Consider the following 17,380-nt stretch of genomic DNA (forward strand, 5'->3'; position numbering starts at 1 on the left):
CAATGGTGGCGATGGTGAAGTCGCGGTCGGCGATGACCGGCTTGACGCCGGCCGGGAGCGTAACCGCCGAGATGTGGATCGAGTCGCCGATATCCGTGCCGGCGAGATCGACGGTGATGAACTCCGGGATCGCGTTGGCCGGGCAGTGGAACTCGACCTCGTGACGCACGATGTTGAGCACGCCGCCGCGCTTGATGCCGGGCGACTTGTCCTCATTGATGAAGTGGACAGGCACGTCGACATTGACCTCGGTGTCCTTGCCGATGCGCAGGAAGTCGACATGGACCGGGAAATCCTTGACCGGGTCGAGCTGGAAGTCCTTGGGCAGAACCTGGATCTTGCTGCCGCCGACATCGATCGTGGCGACCGTGGTCAGGAACCCGCCGCCGTGGATCTTGTAGTAGACGTCCTTGTAGTTGAGGGCGATCGCCAGGGGAGGCTGCTTGTCGCCGTAAATCACTGCAGGCACTTTACCGTTACGGCGAACTGCACGGGCGGACCCCTTACCGACCTGTTCGCGCGCTTCGGCCTTGAGCTCGTAAGTATCGTGGCTCATGGCATTTCCTTTCGCGTGTTGTGGAGCGTTTGCGGCAGGCAATATGCCCAGCCGAAACGTCGAAAGCCGCCAGGCCTGGATGTCCGAACGCCGGTGGCCGCCAGAAGCGGACCTTTGTTCGGGGATCACAAGGGAAGGCAGCCTTCCGCCGCGTTGCCTCCAAGGGTGTCTACGCGGGTGGCGGCTCTATAGCGGAAGGCGGGCGCAGGCGCAAGCGGTTGGTCTGGAAGGCTTTCGCGACGTTTCCAATGTCGAAAGCATACAGTCAAGATTCCCCGTCCGTCCGGATGTAGGATCGGGCAGGCTTCAATCGTCCTGCGGCAGTTGTCTCAACCAACCCGCGAGCATTCGATATGAAACTCCTGTTCAGCCGCAATCCCAATCCTCGCCTCGGAGTCGCGACGGCGCGCCATCTCAAAGCGGACGTTACGTTCGAATTCGCCTCACCCATGGCATCGGGGCAGGCCGAGCGCTATCGCGTGCTCAACCCAAATCTGACCTTGCCGATACTGGTCGGCTCCGGATGGAGCCTGTGGGAGGCCGACGCCATCGCCTGTCGGCTCTCCCGCGAGGTGGGCTCGAATTTTTGGCGCGGCGGGGACGATGAGCCGGACATGATCCGCTGGATAAGCTGGGGCAAGGAGAATTTCGCCAGAGGCTGCGACATGGTGCATTTCGAGCGCGGCACCAAGCAGCGCTGGGGGCTGGGTCCTATCGACCAGGCCCTGGTCGAGGAAGGGTTCAGGGTTTTCCACGCGGCTGCCGCCATCCTCGCCCCGGTGCTCGCGCAAAGGGGGTGGCTGGTCGGAAATTCCGTCTCGTACGCCGACTTTCGCATGGCGACGTTTCTGCCCTTCAACGATGCTGCCGGGCTGCCGCTCGACGACTATCCGTCGATACGCCGCTGGTATGACCAACTCGAGGCGATCGATGCATGGCGCGACCCTTTCGCGGGTCTCGAGGCGCCGCCATTGCCGCGCGTGAAGAGTTACATTTCCAACGGTCGGCCCGGAACAGCGGTCTGATCGGCAGCGAGCGCCTCGCGCAAGGCCCAGACCTTTTGGGTGAGGGAATCGATCTCGGCCAATGTCATCCCGGAGCGCTCGATGAGCGTTTCACCCAGACAGTTGCATTGCGTGAGCAGCGCCCGGCCGGCCACGGTGAGATCAACCTGCACCTGGCGCTCGTCGGCATGGCTGCGCTGGCGGCTCACAAGACCGGCCTGCTCCATGCGCTTGACCAGAGGCGTGACGGTGCTCGATTCCAGCGCCAGCCTGCGCGCGATCGCGCCGACCGACATGCCATCCGCCTCTCCCAGCGCGTTGAGCACGAGATATTGCGGGTAGGTGATCCCCATCTCGTCGAGCATGGGCTTGTAGGTGCGGTTGATCGCCATGCTCGTGGCGTAGAGGGCGAAACAGAGCTGATTGTCCAACGGGAGAGGCACGGCGAATTCCCTTTGCCGACTGAGCATTTTGCAATGTTTACCACGGAAAATGATATCGCGATATATATTTCTTGTGGACAGGGGTTTCGATCTGCGCTAACGATATCGTTGTCGCGATATTGATTATCGCGAAAATAATCAATGGAGATTGAGATGACCAAGCCGGGCAGCAGCACGATCACCACCAAGGACGGAACCGAGATTTTCTACAAGGACTGGGGAGCTGGCCAGCCTATCGTCTTCCATCACGGCTGGCCGTTGAGCAGCGACGACTGGGACGCCCAGATGCTGTTCTTCCTGTCGAAGGGCTATCGCGTCATCGCTCATGACCGGCGCGGCCATGGCCGTTCCACCCAGACGGATACCGGCAACGAGATGGACACCTACGCCGCCGATGTCGCCGAATTCGCTGCGCATCTCGACCTCAAGAACGCCATCCATGTCGGTCATTCCACCGGCGGCGGCGAGGTGGCCCGCTACGTTGCCAAGTACGGCGCTGGCGGCCGCGTCGCCAAGGCGGTGCTGATCGGCGCGGTGCCGCCGATCATGCTCAAGACCGCGGCCAATCCCGGCGGCCTGCCGATCGAGGTGTTCGACGGCTTCCGCTCCGCCCAGGCCGCCAACCGCGCCCAGTTCTTCCGCGATGTTCCGGCCGGCCCGTTCTACGGCTTCAACCGTCCCGGCGCCGAAGTCTCGCAAGGCGTCATCGACAATTGGTGGCGCCAGGGCATGATGGGCGGCACCAAGGCGCACTACGACTGCATCAAGGCATTCTCGGAAACCGACTTCACCGAGGACCTTAGGGCAATCGACGTGCCGGTGCTGGTGATGCATGGCGACGACGACCAGATCGTGCCGATCGCGGACTCCGCGCTGCTCGCCATCAAGCTGCTCAAGAAGGGTGAGCTCAAGGTCTACAAGGGTCTTCCGCATGGCATGGCCACGACCCATGCCGACATCATCAACGCCGACCTTCTGGCCTTCTTCAAGGCGTAAGGCCTTTCGGAACATAACAAAAGACACCCGCCATCTGGCGGGTGTTCTTGGGTCAGGCCGTGCCGATATCAGGCGATGCTCAAGCCGCCGTCGATCAGAATTCCCGCACCGACGATGAACGGGCATTCGTCCGAAGCGAGAAAAACCACTGCGTTGGCAATTTCCTCGGCGGTCCCGAAACGACCGGCAGGCACCAGGCCGACCACTGCCTCGGCGCGCGCCTTCGCCGCTTCGGCATCCAGCCCGAGCTTGTCGTTGAGCGGCGTGTCGATCGGACCCGGGCTGATCACATTGGCGCGGATGCCGCGCCCTATCAGTTCGCCGGAGAGCGTTCTGGCGAGCGAGATCATGCCGGCCTTGGCGAGCGAATAGACGTGTGTCCCGGCCATTCCCATATGCGCGTTGACCGAGCCGCTGAGGATGATCGAGGATGGGTTCGAAAGCAGCGGCACCAGGGCCTTGATCAGGAAATACGGGCCTTTGAGGTCGATATCGATGCTCCTGTCGAACGCCGCCTCGGTCCAGTCATCGAGCGGGCGCAGGTCGGCGATGCCGGCGTTGAGGAAGACGGCGTCGAGCCTGCCGAAGGTTTCTCCGATCTGTCGCGCGATATCGTTCTGCGTCGTAACATCGCCGGCGTCGGCGGCGATGACAAACGTATCGTCGCCAAGAATCTTGCGGACCTCCTCGAGACGGCCCGTGTTGGTGCCAGTGATGGCGACACGAGCGCCTTCCTCAATGAAGCGCCGCGCCGTCGCCAGACCGATGCCGCTGGTGCCGCCGGTAATCAGCGCGACCTTGTCTTTAAGTCTGGACACTACAGATTGCCTCATCTCGCTCGTAGCGCAGCGCACCGATCGGGCGCTGAGCCCGGCACTTCAGGTCAAGTTGAAGGCGTTCGCGCTACGTCTCGTGATGTCGCGCACACGTTTCAAACACTAACAGGCTTTCGCCTGGCGTGTGGGAGAGAATCCATGAGCGCGTGGCAACTGCCACGAGCTCACGTCGAGTCCCGAAGATCGGCGGTTCCTTAACGGGTCACCGCTTCCGCCTTCCGCGCTTCCTTCATGTTCGGCAACAACACCGTCAGCAGGCCGAGCAGCGGCAAATACGAGCAGACCTGGTAGACGAAGTCGATGCCCTTCATGTCGGCCAGGACGCCGAGCACGGCGGCGGCGATGCCGCCCATGCCGAAGGCGAAGCCGAAGAAGATGCCGGCAATCATGCCGACGCGACCAGGCACCAGTTCCTGCGCGAAGACGACGATGTTGGAGAAGGCTGACGACAGGATGAGCCCGATCAGCACCGTCAGCACCATCGTCCATTCGAGGTTGGCGTAGGGGAGCGCCAGCGTGAACGGCAGCACGCCGACGATCGAGAACCAGATCATCGCCTTCTGGCCATAGCGGTCGCCGAACGGGCCGCCGAGCAGGATGCCCAGCGCCGAGGCGCCGAGGAACAGGAACAGCATGACTTGGCTCATCTGCACCGAAACGCCGAACTTATGGATGGCGTAGAAGGTGTAGTAGCTAGAGATCGAGGCGATGTAGGCGTTCTTGGTCAGCACCAGCAGCGTCAGCACCGCCAGTGCCCACATGACCTTGCGGCGCGGGAAGGGCGAGACGAAGCTGGCCTGCTTGCGGCTGGCGAGCGAGGCGCGCAGCCGGCTGTACCAGCCGCCGACCTGCCACAGGACGATGATGCCGATCAGCGAGCCGACGGCGAACCAGGAGATGCTGGTCTGGCCGAAGGGCACGACGATGAAGGCAGCGAGCAGCGGCCCCATCGCCTGGCCGAAATTGCCGCCGACCTGGAACAGCGACTGGGCAAGACCGTACCGGCCGCCCGACGCGAAGCGGGCGATGCGCGAGGATTCCGGATGGAAGATCGCCGAGCCGATGCCGATCAGCGAGGCGCCGATCAGCAGCAGCCAGTAGTGGCCGGCATGCGCAAGCACGATCAGCCCGATCAGCGAGGAGGCCATGCCCCAAGGCAGCGAATAGGGCATCGGACGCTTGTCGGTGATTGCGCCGATCAGCGGCTGCAGCAGCGACGCCGTCACCTGGAAGGTGAAGGTCAAAAGCCCGATCTGCCAGAAATCGAGGCCGTAGTTGTCTTTCAGAAGCGGATAGATGGCCGACAGCAGCGACTGCATGATGTCGTTGACGCAGTGGCAGAAGCTCACCGCAAGAATGACGGTGAAGGCCGTCGCTTGCGCCGAAGCGTGGCTGGCCGGCGCCGGAGTGGCGACGGCGGTGGCTGTGGTGTCGGTCAAGGCATGCTCCGTGGACTTCTAGGCAACGATCCGCAGGCAGCCTTATAGGATGGTTGCAAAGCGACTTCTTTCGTGGTTTGGTCCAATAGTTTCGCAAGTGGGCCATTGCCAATGCCGCATGGCAGGGAAGTCTTCAAGGGCGATGCCGCCGAACTCGGCCGGCTGCACCAGAGCCGCTGGCAGTGGCTGGAGGAGGCTGTCGGCCCAGCGGTGGCGCTGCCAACCGAATATCCCGACGGCTATCACGTGCCACTGCATCGCCACAGCCGCAGCCAGTTGCTGCATGCGCTGGTCGGCGTCGTGCTGGTGACGACGAAACACGGGCGCTGGATGGTGCCGCCCGACCACGCGATGTGGATCCCCGCCGGGATCGAGCATTCCGTCGAGATGCTGGGCGATGTCTCGATGCGTTCGGTCTATGTGATGCCGAACGCGATTGCCGGCCTGCCAGAGGGACTGCGCGTCGTCGGCATCACCGAGCTGATGCACAGCCTGATCGTGGAATCGGAAAAGCTGCCGCAGGGCGCGGAGCTCGAAGGGCGCGGCGGGCTGATCATGGGGCTTCTGCTGCATGAGATCCCGAACCTGCCGGAACGGCCGCTCGGCCTGCCGTTCCCGTCGGATCCGAAACTGGCGGCGCTTTGCCGGCGCTTCGTCGCCGAACCCTCGCCGCATGCGACGATCGACGAATGGGCCGACGCCGCCGGCATGAGCCGCCGTACCTTCACCCGCGCCTTCCATCGCCAGACCGGGCTGTCGCTGTCGACATGGCGCCAGCAGGCGTGCCTGTTCGCGGCGCTGCCCAGGCTTGCCGACGGCGAGCCGATCACCAGGGTAGCGCTCGACCTCGGCTATGACAGCGTGCCGGCCTTCATCACCATGTTCAAGCGCATGCTGGGCGCCTCGCCGCGCGGCTATATGCGCGGCGCGCGCGATGCCGGGGAGGGAGTGCGGCGGCTGAGCGGACCGACCAGACCGGAAAACGCAATGGTCTAGTCGAGCAGGGGTCTAGTCGAACAGGCTCGAGACCGATTCCTCGGTCGCGGTGCGCGAGATCGCCTCGCCCATCAGGTCGGCGATCGAGATGACGCGGATGTTGGGCGCGTCGAGCACGCCCTGGGTCGGCTGGATGGAATCGGTGATCACCAGTTCCTGCAGCTTCGAGCCGCTGATGCGGGCGACCGCGCCGCCCGAGAGCACGCCATGGGTGATGTAGGCGGTGACGCTGGTGGCGCCGTTGGCGAGCAACGCGTCGGCCGCGTTGCACAGCGTGCCGCCGGAATCGACGATGTCGTCGATCAGCAGGCAATCCTTGCCGGCGACGGCGCCGATGATGTTCATCACTTCCGATTCGCCCGGACGCTCGCGGCGCTTGTCGACGATGGCGAGCTGCGCATCGAAGCGCTTGGCCAGCGCCCGCGCCCGCACCACGCCGCCGATGTCGGGCGAGACGACGACGACGTTGGCGAGCTGCTTGTATTTCGCCTTCACGTCGCGGGCCATCACCGGCACCGAGAACAGATTGTCGGTCGGGATATCGAAGAAGCCCTGGATCTGGCCGGCATGGAGATCGAGCGTCAGCACGCGGTCGACGCCGGCGCGCGTGATCATGTTGGCGACCAGCTTGGCCGAGATCGGCGTGCGGCCGGAAGCGCGCCGATCCTGTCTGGCATAGCCGAAATAGGGGATGACCGCCGTGATGCGCTTCGCCGAGGAGCGCATGAAGGCGTCGATCATGATGAGCAGTTCCATCAGATGATCGTTGGTCGGAAAGGAGGTGGACTGCAGGATGAAGACATCCTCGCCGCGCACGTTCTCCTGGATCTCGACGAAGATCTCCTGATCGGCGAAGCGCCGGACGCTGGCCTTCCCCAATGGGATGTTCAGATAGCGAGCGACCGCCTCGGCCAGCACCCTGTTGGAATTGCCCGCGAAAAGCTTCATGCACCGTTCCTGGTGAAGGATGGAGAGACCGGACAGACTCTCATGAGCCTTTGATGCGGGCTTTTAGCGGCCCGCGCCGGTATTGCAAGCCTCGTGATCGGGATTCCGTCGGCCAAGGTCAAAAACGTCGCAGGCGATGAAAGCCGGCAACAGCTCAGCCGGCCTGTCCGCCGAGCCAGGCGGCGAACTGGTTGATCGTCTGGTCGGCGATGCCTTGCATGGTCGCCGGCGCGACCGCCGTCCAGCCGTCGCCGCCCTTGACCGAAGGCGCCTTCTGCTGGCCGTTGATGCGGTGCAGCCGGTTGCCCGAGGGATCGTAAATGTCCCAGACGTAGATCACGGTGGTGTCGCTGCCTTCCGAGATCGCCGAGAAATAGCCCTTCAGCACATGCGTGGCGGTTTGGTCGGTGCTGCCGGCAAGCGTGATGCCGCGTTGCCTGGCGCGCGTCTGCAGCTCGGCCGTCAGCGGTGCCGCGGATTCCACCGAGGCGCCGACGATCGGCGCCACCTGCAGCCTTGTCCTGGCGAGGGCGGCGGTGCTCTGGCCCGGTGAGGCAGGAGCCGGCGACGAAACAGCCGGGGCAGTCGTCGACGGCGCCGGAACGGTCGTGGTTGCCGTATTGCTCTGAGTGGCAGGCAGGGTCTGCGCCCAGGCCGCCGGCGGCGTGATGGCCGAGGGGTTCAGAACGTCCTTGGCCTTGGTGCAGGCGGCCAACGCCAACGCGGCAAGCAATGACACGGTCGTCACCTGCGATCGTCTCATCTGCCTGAAAACTCCCTGGCGAAGAACGCCCCTCGCGAACCTGCCATTATGGATTCACTGTACGATCAAGTCGAGATCATGGCGGGACAGCGGCCTCGGCTGCGATTCGGTGGTCAGGTAGGTGCGGCCCAGGGTCATCGCAGTCTCGGTTTCGGAGTCCATGATGATCATGTGGGCGAACAGCGTCATGTTGGGCGCGATCGGCTCGGGATTGCCCTGATAGAACATCGGCATGTCCATCCAGGATGGGGTGAAGCGGGCCCCAACCGAATAGCCGCATGCGTTCAGCCGGTGCTTGGTCAGATTGTGGGCTTCGAGCGTGCGGGCGTGCGCGTCGAAGACGTCGCCGAAGGTGTTGCCCGGCGTCATCGCCTTCTCCACCGCCAGAAGCGCGGCGCGGGCGGCATCGAACAGCTCCTGATGGCGCTTCGAAACCTTGCCGGTCAGCACCGTGCGCATCATCGGCGCGTGATAGTGGTGGAAGACGCCGGCCCATTCGAGCGTCAGCTGGTCGCTCTTGGTCAGCTTGCGGCGACCGGCCTTGTAGCGGCAAAGCAGCGCGTCGGCGCCGGAGCCGATGATGAACTCATTGGCCGGGTAGTCGCCGCCGCCGGCAAAGACCGCGCCCTGCATGGCGGCGAGGATCAGCGCTTCGTCGCCGCCCTGCTTGATCAGCGGCAGGGCCGCGTCGAGCGCGTCGTCGGAGAGGCTGGCGGCCTTTTCGGCCTTGGCGATCTCGGCCGGGCTCTTGAACAGGCGCAGCCGGCCGACGATGCCGGAGGCATCGGCGATCTGGCCGAAGGTCTGCAACTGCTCGTCGAGGCGGCGGCCGTTGTACGCCGTCAGGCCGTGAGTGTCGTATTCGACGCCGATGCGGGCGCCGAGCAGGTCGAGTTCGTTGAGCAGGTTGCGCAGGTCGATCGCCGGATTGGCGCCGTCGCGGTCGGTCCACAGAACGATGTTGTCGATGATCGAGGTCTGGCGCGCCTGCCTGAGATCGGCGGAGCGGGTCAGCAGCACCATCGAGCCGTCGGCCTTCACCACAAGGCACTGGAAGAAGCAGAAGCCGAACGTGTCGTAGCCGGTCAGCCAGTACATGCTCTCCTGTGCGAACAGGAGCACGGCGTCGAGCTTCTTCTCCGTCATCTCGATGATCAGCCGGTCGCGCCGCGCGTCGAATTCCGATCGTTCGAAGTGCAACGCCATTATTCTTTCTCCAAAACAATTGCCGAAACCTGGCGCCCGTAATCCGCTTCCTTGCGATGGGTGGTGCGCCGGTAGGAATAGAAAAGGTCTTCTTCAGTGTAAGTGCAGCGGCCGAGTCCCTCGGCGGTGACCCCCGCCTTTCTCAGCCGGTCGACCGTATAGAGGTTGAGGTCGAACATGGCGTGGCCGGGCTTTGCCGAAGGCGCGAAATAACCGACATTGCCGGCATCGGCGTCGACGAAACGAGCGACGAATTCCGGGCCGACCTCGTAATTCTCCGGCCCGATCGACGGTCCGAGAACCGCCACGATCCGCTCGCGGCGGGCGCCGAGGCTTTCCATCGCCGCAACGGTGTTTTCAAGCACGCCGGCGAAGGCGCCTTTCCAGCCGGCATGCGCGGCGCCAACGACGCGCGCCTCGGCGTCGGCGAACAGTACCGGCCCGCAATCGGCCGTCGAGGCGCCGACGGCAATGCCCGGCCGGTCGGTGACGATGGCGTCGGCCTGGGGGCGCGGGCCGGCAAAGGGTTCCCTGGCGATGACGACATCGGGCGAATGGACCTGATGAGCGGTCAGCAAATGGCTGGCCGGCACGCCCATCCAGTCGGCGACGCGGCGGCGGTTCTCGGCAACGCGCTCCTGGTCGTCATTCGAGCCGGTGCCGATATTGAGGCCGCGATAGATGCCGGCGGAGACCCCGCCAACGCGGGTGAAATAGCCGTGGCGGATGCCGTGCGTCCTGGCGGCGTCGAGCAGCGGCGAGCGAACAGGATCCGGTTTGGTCTGATCAAGCATGGATGGGTTTGTTGTCCGCGCCGAGGATTTCGTCAAGGCGAAGTTCGGAACGAGGCTCGAACAGGCGGCGTGCGTCCGATGCCGATCGGGCCTCGTCGGCGGATCAGGACGTGCCCACTTTTGGCTGGATTTTCAATACCTTGAAGAGCTCGCCCATCGCATCCGGTCCGGCCAAACGCTCGACCGCATCGGAAATGGCCTGCCGCACGCTGTCATCGGCCTTGGCGCCAAGCTGGCCGGCGCGCGCGAGCAGGCCCAGACCGAGCAGGAAGTCGCCTTGCGTCGTCATCTGGACATCGAGCCCACGGGCCCGGACCATGGCGGCGAGGGCGGCGAAATCGACATGCGCGGTCAGGTCGGCCTCGCCGGGATTGGCCAGCACATTGTCGTGATCGTGCTTGCGCAAGGCCTGCAGCGTGTCGCCGATGCCGGGCTGAAGATGGCCGTAGTCGATGAACAGGCCGGCGCCGCCATGTCGGGCTATCCGTTCGGCAATGGCCGCCATCAGCGCGGCGCGGGCAGGCGCCACTTCGACCACAGCCCCTTCCGGGGCGTCGGCGGCGCCCGCTGGCAGCAGGGAGGGATCGACCGAGCCGGCGCCGGCGAAGAAGCGCAGGCCATCCTCGTCGTCGAGGCCGACCATGCGTTCACGCCAGCCGGAGCTGGTCCGAACGAACTGGCGGATGGGCACGGCGTCGAACAGTTCGTTGCCGACGATGAAGAGCGGCTTTTTCGGCAGCGTCTCGATGGTTTGGTGCCAGTCAAGCCTCACCGGCTGGCCGGCGAGCGTCTCCTTCTGGACTTCGGTCAGGCGCGGGCTGGTCTCGATCATGGCGAACGAGACGCCGGCGGCGAAGCCGGGATCGAGCCGCAGGACGGCGCGCAGCATGTCCTTCATCAGCGTGCCGCGGCCGGGGCCGATCTCGGCGATGGTTGCGGGCAGCGGCCGGCCAGAAGCCTGCCAGGCCTGGTAGAGCCAGACGGCGACCAGCTCGCCGAACATCTGGCTGATCTCCGGCGCGGTGACGAAATCGCCCGCCGCGCCGAAAGGCTCGCGCGTGGTGTAATAGCCGTCCTCGGGATCGAACAGGCAAAGCGCCATGTATTCACTGACCGGGATCGGCCCCACCGCACCGATGAGATCGATGATGCGGGTCTTCAGCCGCGTCATGCCGGTTGCGTCTGCGTCACCGGCCTGGCCGTGACCATCGCCCAGATGCCGGCCAGCACCATGGGCGTCGACAGGATCATGCCCATGGTCAGCCAGTTGGTGCCGAGCAGGTAGCCAAGCTGCTGGTCCGGTTCGCGGAAGAATTCGACAAAGATGCGCGACAGGCCGTAGCCGCAGATGAAGGCGCCGCCGACGAAGCGCGGCGTCTTCAGCTTCAGCCTGGAATGGGTGAGGAAGCGCAGCACGAGGAACAGCACCAGGCCTTCGAGGAGGGCTTCGTAAAGCTGGCTCGGATGGCGCGAGAACGGACCGCCATTGGGGAACTCCACCGCCCATGGCACGTCGGTCGGCCGCCCCCAGAGCTCGGAATTGATGAAGTTGGCGACGCGCACAAGGCCAAGCCCGACCGGCACGCCCGCTGACACCACATCGAACAGCGTCCATGTGCGGATGCCGCGCTTGAAGGAGAACAGCGTCATGGCGAGGATGACGCCCAGCAGGCCGCCATGGAACGACATACCGCCCTGCCAGACGGCGACGATGTCGAGCGGATGCGCGATGTAGCGCGCCAGGTCGTAGAACAGCACATAGCCGGCGCGCCCGCCGACCACGACGCCGATCGCTGCCCAGACAATGAAGTCGTCGAGATCCTCCGGTTTCATCGGCAAGGCGCCGTCCGGCCACAGCCTGGCATTGGTGACGAGGCGCTTGGCGTACCACCAGGCAAAGAGGATGCCGACGATGTAGCCGACGCCGTACCAGTGCACCGCCAGCGGGCCGATCTGGACGATGACCGGGTCGATGTTGGGGAAGGGCAGGGAGGCCAGCGGCAGCAGGAAATATTCGCTCAACAGGGTCTCCCGGGTGCGGTCTGGTTTCGGGCGCGGACCATGCGGCAGGGTTTTGGCAGGGTCAAGGCAAAGTGGTGGTTGCCTTGGCCGCCGCAGATGGCGGGATCAATCCTGAAGCTTGCCGCCGACCATCCGCCTTAGAGCGTCATTGATCCTGTCCTGCCAGCCGGGACCGTCTTCCTGGAAGTGGTCCAGCACGGCACGATCGATTCTGATCGAAACAAGCTCTCTGACGTTCGGCGCGGCTGAGGGTTCGCGAATTGGGGTCGCCGGTTTCTTGATCGGCTTGAAGGCAGCCTCCGCGGCTGCCATTGGATTTGTCGGTCGGCGCGGGGGCGTTGTCATTGGTTGACCCTGACTGAGAGCGACTCGTGCTTGACGCAAGGTCGACTTGAAAGCACTACAATAGGCCACGTGGCGCCATCACGTACAGGCTCGGCCGGCGAGGTGCGATGCCGCAGCCACCGCAACGTTCTTGCATTCAGCGCCGCGCGCCACTACGTCAAATCGAGCAAGCGAGGATTTGCCATGTCGACCGGACCGAACCGCATTCTCGATGAATTCGCCAAGCTGATGACGGATGCCGCCGGCGCCGCGCAAGGCGTGCGGCGCGAAGTGGAGACGGCCTTCAAGGGCCAGGCCGAGCGCATCCTGAATACCATGGACGTGGTGCAGCGCGAGGAGTTCGAGGCCGCACGCGAGATGGCGGTGAAAGCCCGTGAAGACAACGTCCTGCTCGCCGCCCGCATCGAGGCGCTCGAGGCGAAGCTTGCCGAACTCACCGGGCAGGCCGCACCAGCGGCGGCGACGAAGGCCAAAACGAAAAAATAATCGTTAAACTTTTCCACAAAGCACAATCCGAAAAAGCGCTTTGCCGTGAATCGCTTACCGGCATTGCATGAATCATCGTGACAGCGCCTTTCCACATGCGAATGACGCAGTGCGAAAAATTGGGCTGGTCACGCGACTCCCGATCAATAGACTGAATTTGTTGCATGATTCGAAGCAGGGTCATGCGCCGGGCGGTGGGGTCCGGTCTGGGGTCTTTGCGTTTGACGAAGTTCCTGGCCGTCCGAGTTCTAGACAAGATTGTTCGTCGTGTGTGCCCCGCGGAGCGTGTGGCGCTCCCCTGAACACAGGAAGCATCCATGGAACTTCTCGAACTCGAATTCTCCCGCGAAATCCACCCGGTGGATGTCATCGAGCAGGTGGCCCACAACAATGACTGGTCGTTCGAGCGTGCCGGCGACGATGAGATTTCGATTTCGGTGGCGGGAAGCTGGACCGACTATCATGTCTCCTTCTCCTGGATGGAGGATTTCGAGGCGCTGCATCTGGCCTGCGCCTTCGACATCAAGGTGCCCGAGACGCGCGCGTTGGAGGTGATGCGGCTCTTGTCGTTGATCAACGAGCAGATGCTGTTCGGCCATTTCGACCTGTGGGAGCAGGAGGGCGCGATCATGTTCCGCCAGTCGCTGCTGCTTGCCGGCGGGGTCGAGCCGTCGAGCCAGCAGGTCGAGGTGCTGCTGTCGTCGGCGCTCGAGGCCTGCGAATGCTATTTCCAGGCCTTTCAGTTCGTCGTCTGGTCGGGAACCTCGGCCAAGGACGCGCTTGCCGGAGTGCTGTTCGAGACCTACGGCACCGCCTGAGCCCGATCAGGATCCAAGATGAGTGCGAGTGGCGCGCGCAAGCCCGAGATCAGTTTCGCCGATTTCGACCGGGTCGACATTCGCGCCGGCACCATCATCGAGGCCGAGCCTTTCCCCGAGGCGCGCAAGCCGGCATTCAAGCTGAAGATCGATTTCGGCCCTGCGATCGGGGTGAAGAAATCATCGGCGCAGATCACCAAATACTATGCGCCGGAGACGCTTGTCGGCCGGCAGGTGTTCGCGGTGGTCAATTTCCCGCCGCGCCAGATCGGAAAGTTCATGTCGGAGGTGCTGACGCTCGGCTTTCCCGACGAGGAGGGCGCCGTGGTGCTCGGCGCTATTGAGCGCAAGGTGCCGGACGGCGGGCGGCTGTTCTAGGATTTAGCGAGCCAGGCTGCAGTCATCCACACAGCGCCGCCAGCAAGCCCCGGCGAGCGCCATCACGGTGCTGCAGCCGGCCGGACTGAAGCGATGGCTCGAGTCCGGAACGCGCCGAGAATAGTTCCGACCGCTGCTGCCGAGAGCACCAGATGCAGGCCGTCGAACGGCCAGGCCAGTCCGAAATGCAACAGCATACGGTTCAGCAAGGAAGGCGACGCGCCGTCCGCGGGAATCAGGATCAAGCCTACGGCGAGGCCCAGCCCATATTTGAGCATGGCAACCATTGCGAAAACGATGAACATTATGGCGACGAAACGCAGACGATTGCCGTCGAGCGCACGCCAGCACCCGACTGGATCAAACGAGCCCGTCCAGAGAAAATCGCCGACAAGGAGATATTCCCAGGCAAGTATGAAACCGCCCACAAGCATGTTGAAGATTCCCCTCGCCATCGCCCAGGACGCGATGTCCTCGGGGCTGAGCGGCAGGTCATGTGTGGCCATTAGGCCGGCAACAAACAGTCTGTGCTCGCCGGCGACCAAAAAGCCGCAAAGAAGCTGGACGGCGGCGAGAAGCAATGCAGCCAGAAGAATCCGTTGGCCGAGCTCAAAGCGCACGCCCGGGATAGCGAAGCGTTTGACTCGGTCAATGCCGCGTCGAACAACGATATGGCCGCGCTCGGGCGCGTTTGCCATGCGATCCAGGACGAATGCAAAGACCATCGCCGAGAACGGCGCGGCAACAATCGCGGAAAGCCAAGTCCCGTGGGCAAAGCCTTGCGATAGGAGCCAGGCAGGCACCTGCTCCGGATCGGCAAAGAGAATAAGGACAAGCGCCGCCAGACAGAGCGTCATCAGAAAGCAGGGAAACCAGGCGGCCACGAAGAGTGGCCAGGCATTCGCCCGGCAATAGCCTAACACCCTCGCAACGGTCTTACCGACGCGCAGGAGGCGACGTTTCGGCGATACGGCAGGCAATTCGTCCAGCGTTGAAATCGGCGTCGCTCCCGCCAGGAACTACACACCCAGAATAATGCACTGCGATCAACTGTCGCGCAAGGTCTCGCAAGGAACACGCTCGCGGGATTTAAGCTCGCCGGCGCTCGGTCTCTCAGCGCATCTCAAAAACTTCACGCGGAAGACTTTGGCGAATTGTCGATGTTCGGGATCTTCTGCGGGAAATGCACGAGAGGGCGGCATCGAAGAGGCCACACAACTGCCAACGGTCAGGCCGCCAGCTTGCGCGTCGTTCCCAGCGCTTCCTCGACCGTGTCGAGGAACATTTCCGCGCAAGCCTTCCAGCTGTAGCGCATGGCGCGCTGGCGGGCCTCGTTGCGGTCGACGTGGAGCGCGGCAAGGGCGGCCTCACGCAAATCTTCGGAGACCGCGCCGCCGACGCCGTCGCCGACAATGTCGATCGGTCCGGTGACCGGATAGGCGGCGACCGGCGTACCGCTGGCCAGCGCCTCGATGATGACGTTGCCGAAGGTGTCGGTGCGGCTCGGGAAGACGAAGACGTCGGCCGAGGCATAGATCTCGGCCAGCTCGTCATTCGGGCGATGGCCAAGGAAATGGGCGTTGGGATAGCGTGCCTTGAGCTTCGCCAGCTCCGGCCCTTCGCCGACGACGACTTTGCTGCCGGGCAAATCGAGGTCGAGGAAGGCGCCCAGGTTCTTCTCGATCGCGACGCGGCCGACGCAGAGGAAGACCGGACCGGGAAATCCCATGTCCTTGCGCTTGTCCGGCCGGAAATGGTCGGTATCGACGCCGCGCGTCCAGGGCTTCAGCTTGTTGAAGCCGCGCGCGGCAAGATCGTCCGCCAGCGACTGGGTGGCGACCAGCGTGCCCTGACCGGAATTGTGGAAATCGCGCAGCCAGCGGTAGGCCCAGCTCTCGGGCACCGGCAGCCGGGCGCTCAGATATTCGGGAAAGCGGGTGTGGTAGCTGGTGGTGAAGGGACGGCCGGCATTGCGGCAATAGCGCCTGGCCATGATGCCCAGCGGACCTTCGGTGACGATATGGATGTGGTCGGCCTTGCGCCGATCGATCAGGCGCGCGACGTGGCCGGGCGTAGTCAGCGCGAGGCGGATGTCGGGATAGGTCGGCAGCGGCAAGGTGCGGAAGATGTTCGGGGTCAGGAAATCCAGTTCGACGTCGAAGGATTTCAGCGTTTCGGTGAGCCGCTCCAGCGTGTGGACGACGCCGTTGACTTGCGGACGCCAGGCGTCGGTGACCATCAGGATACGCATGGCGATCCCGATGCGCATGGCGGCCCTTTGCTGGAAAGGTCGTCTTTTGCCTTGATACGATGCCGGAACGGAGACCAGGCGGCAGCCCGCGCTTCGCTCCAGCGCACCCTTGAAGGCGCGGGCTCGAACCGGGGCGGCAGGGCCGAATCAACTAAAGTCACACGTTTCATGCGCGCTCTTCACCATGGTTTCATGACGAGCGGATGAAGCCGGCAATTCTTGCTTGGAAACCCCGGGCTAGGCCGGAACCTTGATTACCGCGCGCAGGCCGCCAAGCGGGCTGTCTTCCAGCATGATGTCGCCGCCATGACTGCGGGCGATATCGCGGGCGATGGAGAGGCCAAGGCCGGTCCCGCTGGCGTCGAGATTGCGCGCCTCGTCGAGCCGCAGGAAGGGCTTGAACACTTCCTCGCGCTTTTCGCGCGGAATGCCCGGCCCGTTGTCATCGACGGTGACTTGAAGCGAGCCGCCTCTGTGATCGGCGTTGATCTCCACGGTCCTCGCATAGCGGAAGGCGTTGCCGATGACGTTGGACAAGAGCCGGGCGAAGGCGTTCGGACGCACGTGCACGTGCGGATCGCCGACAAGCGTGGTCGACAGCTTGCATTTGCGCAGCGCCGCCTCCTCGCCGAGTTTCTGGAAATAGGCGTCGAGGTCGAAACGGCCGGGGTCCTCCGATGCCTCGCCGCGGGCGAAGGCGAGATAGCCCTCGAGCATCGACTGCATGTCGTCGATGTCCTGGTCGAGCGCCGCCTTGGTCTCGGCCTTGCCGGGCGCCAGCGCCAGCTGCAGCTTGAAGCGGGTGAGGATGGTCCTGAGGTCATGACTGACGCCGGTCAGCATGGCGGTGCGCTGCTCGATCTGGCGTTCGATGCGCTCGCGCATCTGGATGAAGGCAAAGCCGGCGCGGCGAACCTCCTCGGCGCCGCGCGGGCGGAAATCCCGCGGCATCGGCCGTCCTTTGCCGAAGCTCTCGGCGGCCTCGGCAAGCGTCAGGATCGGCCGGATCTGGTTGCGCAGGAAAGGAATGGCGATCATCAGCAGCACCAGCGAGGTGCCGACCATCCAGATCAGGAAGATGTGGGTGTTGGAGGCATAG

The 17,380-nt window shown here is 64.0% G+C and carries 20 protein-coding genes; 6 read left to right on the top strand and 14 right to left on the bottom strand.

The annotated features are described in order from the left end of the window. Positions 1 to 556 (bottom strand): 50S ribosomal protein L25/general stress protein Ctc (locus EN780_RS11330; RefSeq protein ID WP_128273756.1); only part of this gene is annotated, 556 nt, incomplete at its 3' end. A 353-nt stretch (positions 557 to 909) separates the two neighbouring features. Here EN780_RS11330 and EN780_RS11335 point away from each other — a divergent pair. After that, on the top strand, positions 910 to 1,581 hold the full coding sequence (locus EN780_RS11335) for a glutathione S-transferase family protein (protein ID WP_128273758.1): 672 nt from the start codon (positions 910 to 912) through the stop codon (positions 1,579 to 1,581). Here the strand turns inward: EN780_RS11335 and EN780_RS11340 are convergent. After that, entirely contained in the window at positions 1,545 to 2,003 is a 459-nt protein-coding gene (locus EN780_RS11340) for a MarR family transcriptional regulator (protein WP_126059384.1), read from the bottom strand. The genes EN780_RS11335 and EN780_RS11340 overlap by 37 nt on opposite strands. A 153-nt stretch (positions 2,004 to 2,156) precedes the next feature. Between EN780_RS11340 and EN780_RS11345 the strand changes: the two genes are divergently transcribed. Continuing rightward, positions 2,157 to 2,999 (top strand): alpha/beta hydrolase, encoded by an 843-nt coding sequence (locus tag EN780_RS11345; protein ID WP_128273760.1) that lies wholly within the window; start codon positions 2,157 to 2,159, stop codon positions 2,997 to 2,999. A 68-nt stretch (positions 3,000 to 3,067) separates the two neighbouring features. Here EN780_RS11345 and EN780_RS11350 read toward each other — a convergent pair whose 3' ends face one another. Then, entirely contained in the window at positions 3,068 to 3,817 is a 750-nt protein-coding gene (locus EN780_RS11350; RefSeq protein ID WP_128273762.1) for an SDR family oxidoreductase, read from the bottom strand. A gap of 212 nt (positions 3,818 to 4,029) precedes the next feature. Continuing rightward, positions 4,030 to 5,274, bottom strand: coding sequence for an MFS transporter (locus EN780_RS11355; RefSeq protein ID WP_128273764.1), 1,245 nt, complete (start codon positions 5,272 to 5,274; stop codon positions 4,030 to 4,032). A 111-nt stretch (positions 5,275 to 5,385) separates the two neighbouring features. Between EN780_RS11355 and EN780_RS11360 the strand changes: the two genes are divergently transcribed. Continuing rightward, positions 5,386 to 6,270, top strand: coding sequence for a helix-turn-helix transcriptional regulator (locus EN780_RS11360; RefSeq protein ID WP_127282827.1), 885 nt, complete (start codon positions 5,386 to 5,388; stop codon positions 6,268 to 6,270). Between the two features lie 12 nt (positions 6,271 to 6,282). On the opposite strand, the gene EN780_RS11365 is transcribed toward EN780_RS11360, so the two are convergent. From EN780_RS11365 to EN780_RS11395, 7 genes are all read right to left on the bottom strand, one after another. Continuing rightward, positions 6,283 to 7,218, bottom strand: a complete 936-nt coding sequence (locus tag EN780_RS11365; protein ID WP_006202540.1) for a ribose-phosphate pyrophosphokinase — start codon at positions 7,216 to 7,218, stop codon at positions 6,283 to 6,285. A 154-nt stretch (positions 7,219 to 7,372) separates the two neighbouring features. Then, on the bottom strand, positions 7,373 to 7,981 hold the full coding sequence (locus EN780_RS11370) for a hypothetical protein (protein WP_128273766.1): 609 nt from the start codon (positions 7,979 to 7,981) through the stop codon (positions 7,373 to 7,375). A 54-nt stretch (positions 7,982 to 8,035) separates the two neighbouring features. Beyond that, entirely contained in the window at positions 8,036 to 9,187 is a 1,152-nt protein-coding gene (locus tag EN780_RS11375) for a Xaa-Pro peptidase family protein (RefSeq protein WP_128273768.1), read from the bottom strand. Beyond that, complete coding sequence (pgeF, locus tag EN780_RS11380; protein WP_127392948.1) at positions 9,187 to 9,981, bottom strand: peptidoglycan editing factor PgeF; 795 nt, start codon at positions 9,979 to 9,981, stop codon at positions 9,187 to 9,189. Before pgeF ends, EN780_RS11375 begins: the two co-directional genes overlap by 1 nt. A gap of 103 nt (positions 9,982 to 10,084) precedes the next feature. Continuing rightward, positions 10,085 to 11,152 (bottom strand): class I SAM-dependent methyltransferase, encoded by a 1,068-nt coding sequence (locus tag EN780_RS11385; RefSeq protein ID WP_128273771.1) that lies wholly within the window; start codon positions 11,150 to 11,152, stop codon positions 10,085 to 10,087. Continuing rightward, positions 11,149 to 12,003 carry a prolipoprotein diacylglyceryl transferase gene (gene lgt / locus EN780_RS11390; protein WP_128273773.1) on the bottom strand — a complete coding sequence of 285 codons (855 nt, stop codon included), beginning with the start codon at positions 12,001 to 12,003 and terminating at the stop codon, positions 11,149 to 11,151. The genes EN780_RS11385 and lgt overlap by 4 nt, the downstream gene beginning before the upstream one ends. A 105-nt stretch (positions 12,004 to 12,108) precedes the next feature. Next, complete coding sequence (locus EN780_RS11395) at positions 12,109 to 12,348, bottom strand: BrnA antitoxin family protein (protein WP_127285883.1); 240 nt, start codon at positions 12,346 to 12,348, stop codon at positions 12,109 to 12,111. A 183-nt stretch (positions 12,349 to 12,531) separates the two neighbouring features. Here EN780_RS11395 and EN780_RS11400 point away from each other — a divergent pair, with 183 nt between their 5' ends. From EN780_RS11400 to EN780_RS11410, 3 genes are all read left to right on the top strand, one after another. Continuing rightward, positions 12,532 to 12,834: an accessory factor UbiK family protein gene (locus EN780_RS11400; protein ID WP_127285884.1), complete on the top strand. Its 303-nt coding sequence runs from the start codon at positions 12,532 to 12,534 to the stop codon at positions 12,832 to 12,834. A 317-nt stretch (positions 12,835 to 13,151) separates the two neighbouring features. Then, positions 13,152 to 13,652 carry a YbjN domain-containing protein gene (locus tag EN780_RS11405; RefSeq protein ID WP_127285885.1) on the top strand — a complete coding sequence of 167 codons (501 nt, stop codon included), beginning with the start codon at positions 13,152 to 13,154 and terminating at the stop codon, positions 13,650 to 13,652. An 18-nt stretch (positions 13,653 to 13,670) separates the two neighbouring features. Continuing rightward, positions 13,671 to 14,030 (top strand): tRNA-binding protein, encoded by a 360-nt coding sequence (locus tag EN780_RS11410; RefSeq protein WP_127285886.1) that lies wholly within the window; start codon positions 13,671 to 13,673, stop codon positions 14,028 to 14,030. Between the two features lie 62 nt (positions 14,031 to 14,092). On the opposite strand, the gene EN780_RS11415 is transcribed toward EN780_RS11410, so the two are convergent. From EN780_RS11415 to EN780_RS11425, 3 genes are all read right to left on the bottom strand, one after another. Next, complete coding sequence (locus tag EN780_RS11415; RefSeq protein WP_245499931.1) at positions 14,093 to 14,914, bottom strand: hypothetical protein; 822 nt, start codon at positions 14,912 to 14,914, stop codon at positions 14,093 to 14,095. A gap of 344 nt (positions 14,915 to 15,258) precedes the next feature. Further along, the gene (locus EN780_RS11420; protein ID WP_128273779.1) at positions 15,259 to 16,281 is read right to left on the bottom strand and encodes a glycosyltransferase family 1 protein; all 1,023 of its coding nucleotides are present in this window, start codon (positions 16,279 to 16,281) and stop codon (positions 15,259 to 15,261) included. 237 nt (positions 16,282 to 16,518) lie between these two features. Beyond that, positions 16,519 to 17,380, bottom strand: an 862-nt coding sequence (locus EN780_RS11425; protein WP_128273777.1) for an ATP-binding protein, incomplete at its 5' end; no start/stop codon positions are given.

This window comes from Mesorhizobium sp. M4B.F.Ca.ET.089.01.1.1 (assembly GCF_004022605.1).
Lineage (GTDB): Bacteria > Pseudomonadota > Alphaproteobacteria > Rhizobiales > Rhizobiaceae > Mesorhizobium > Mesorhizobium abyssinicae.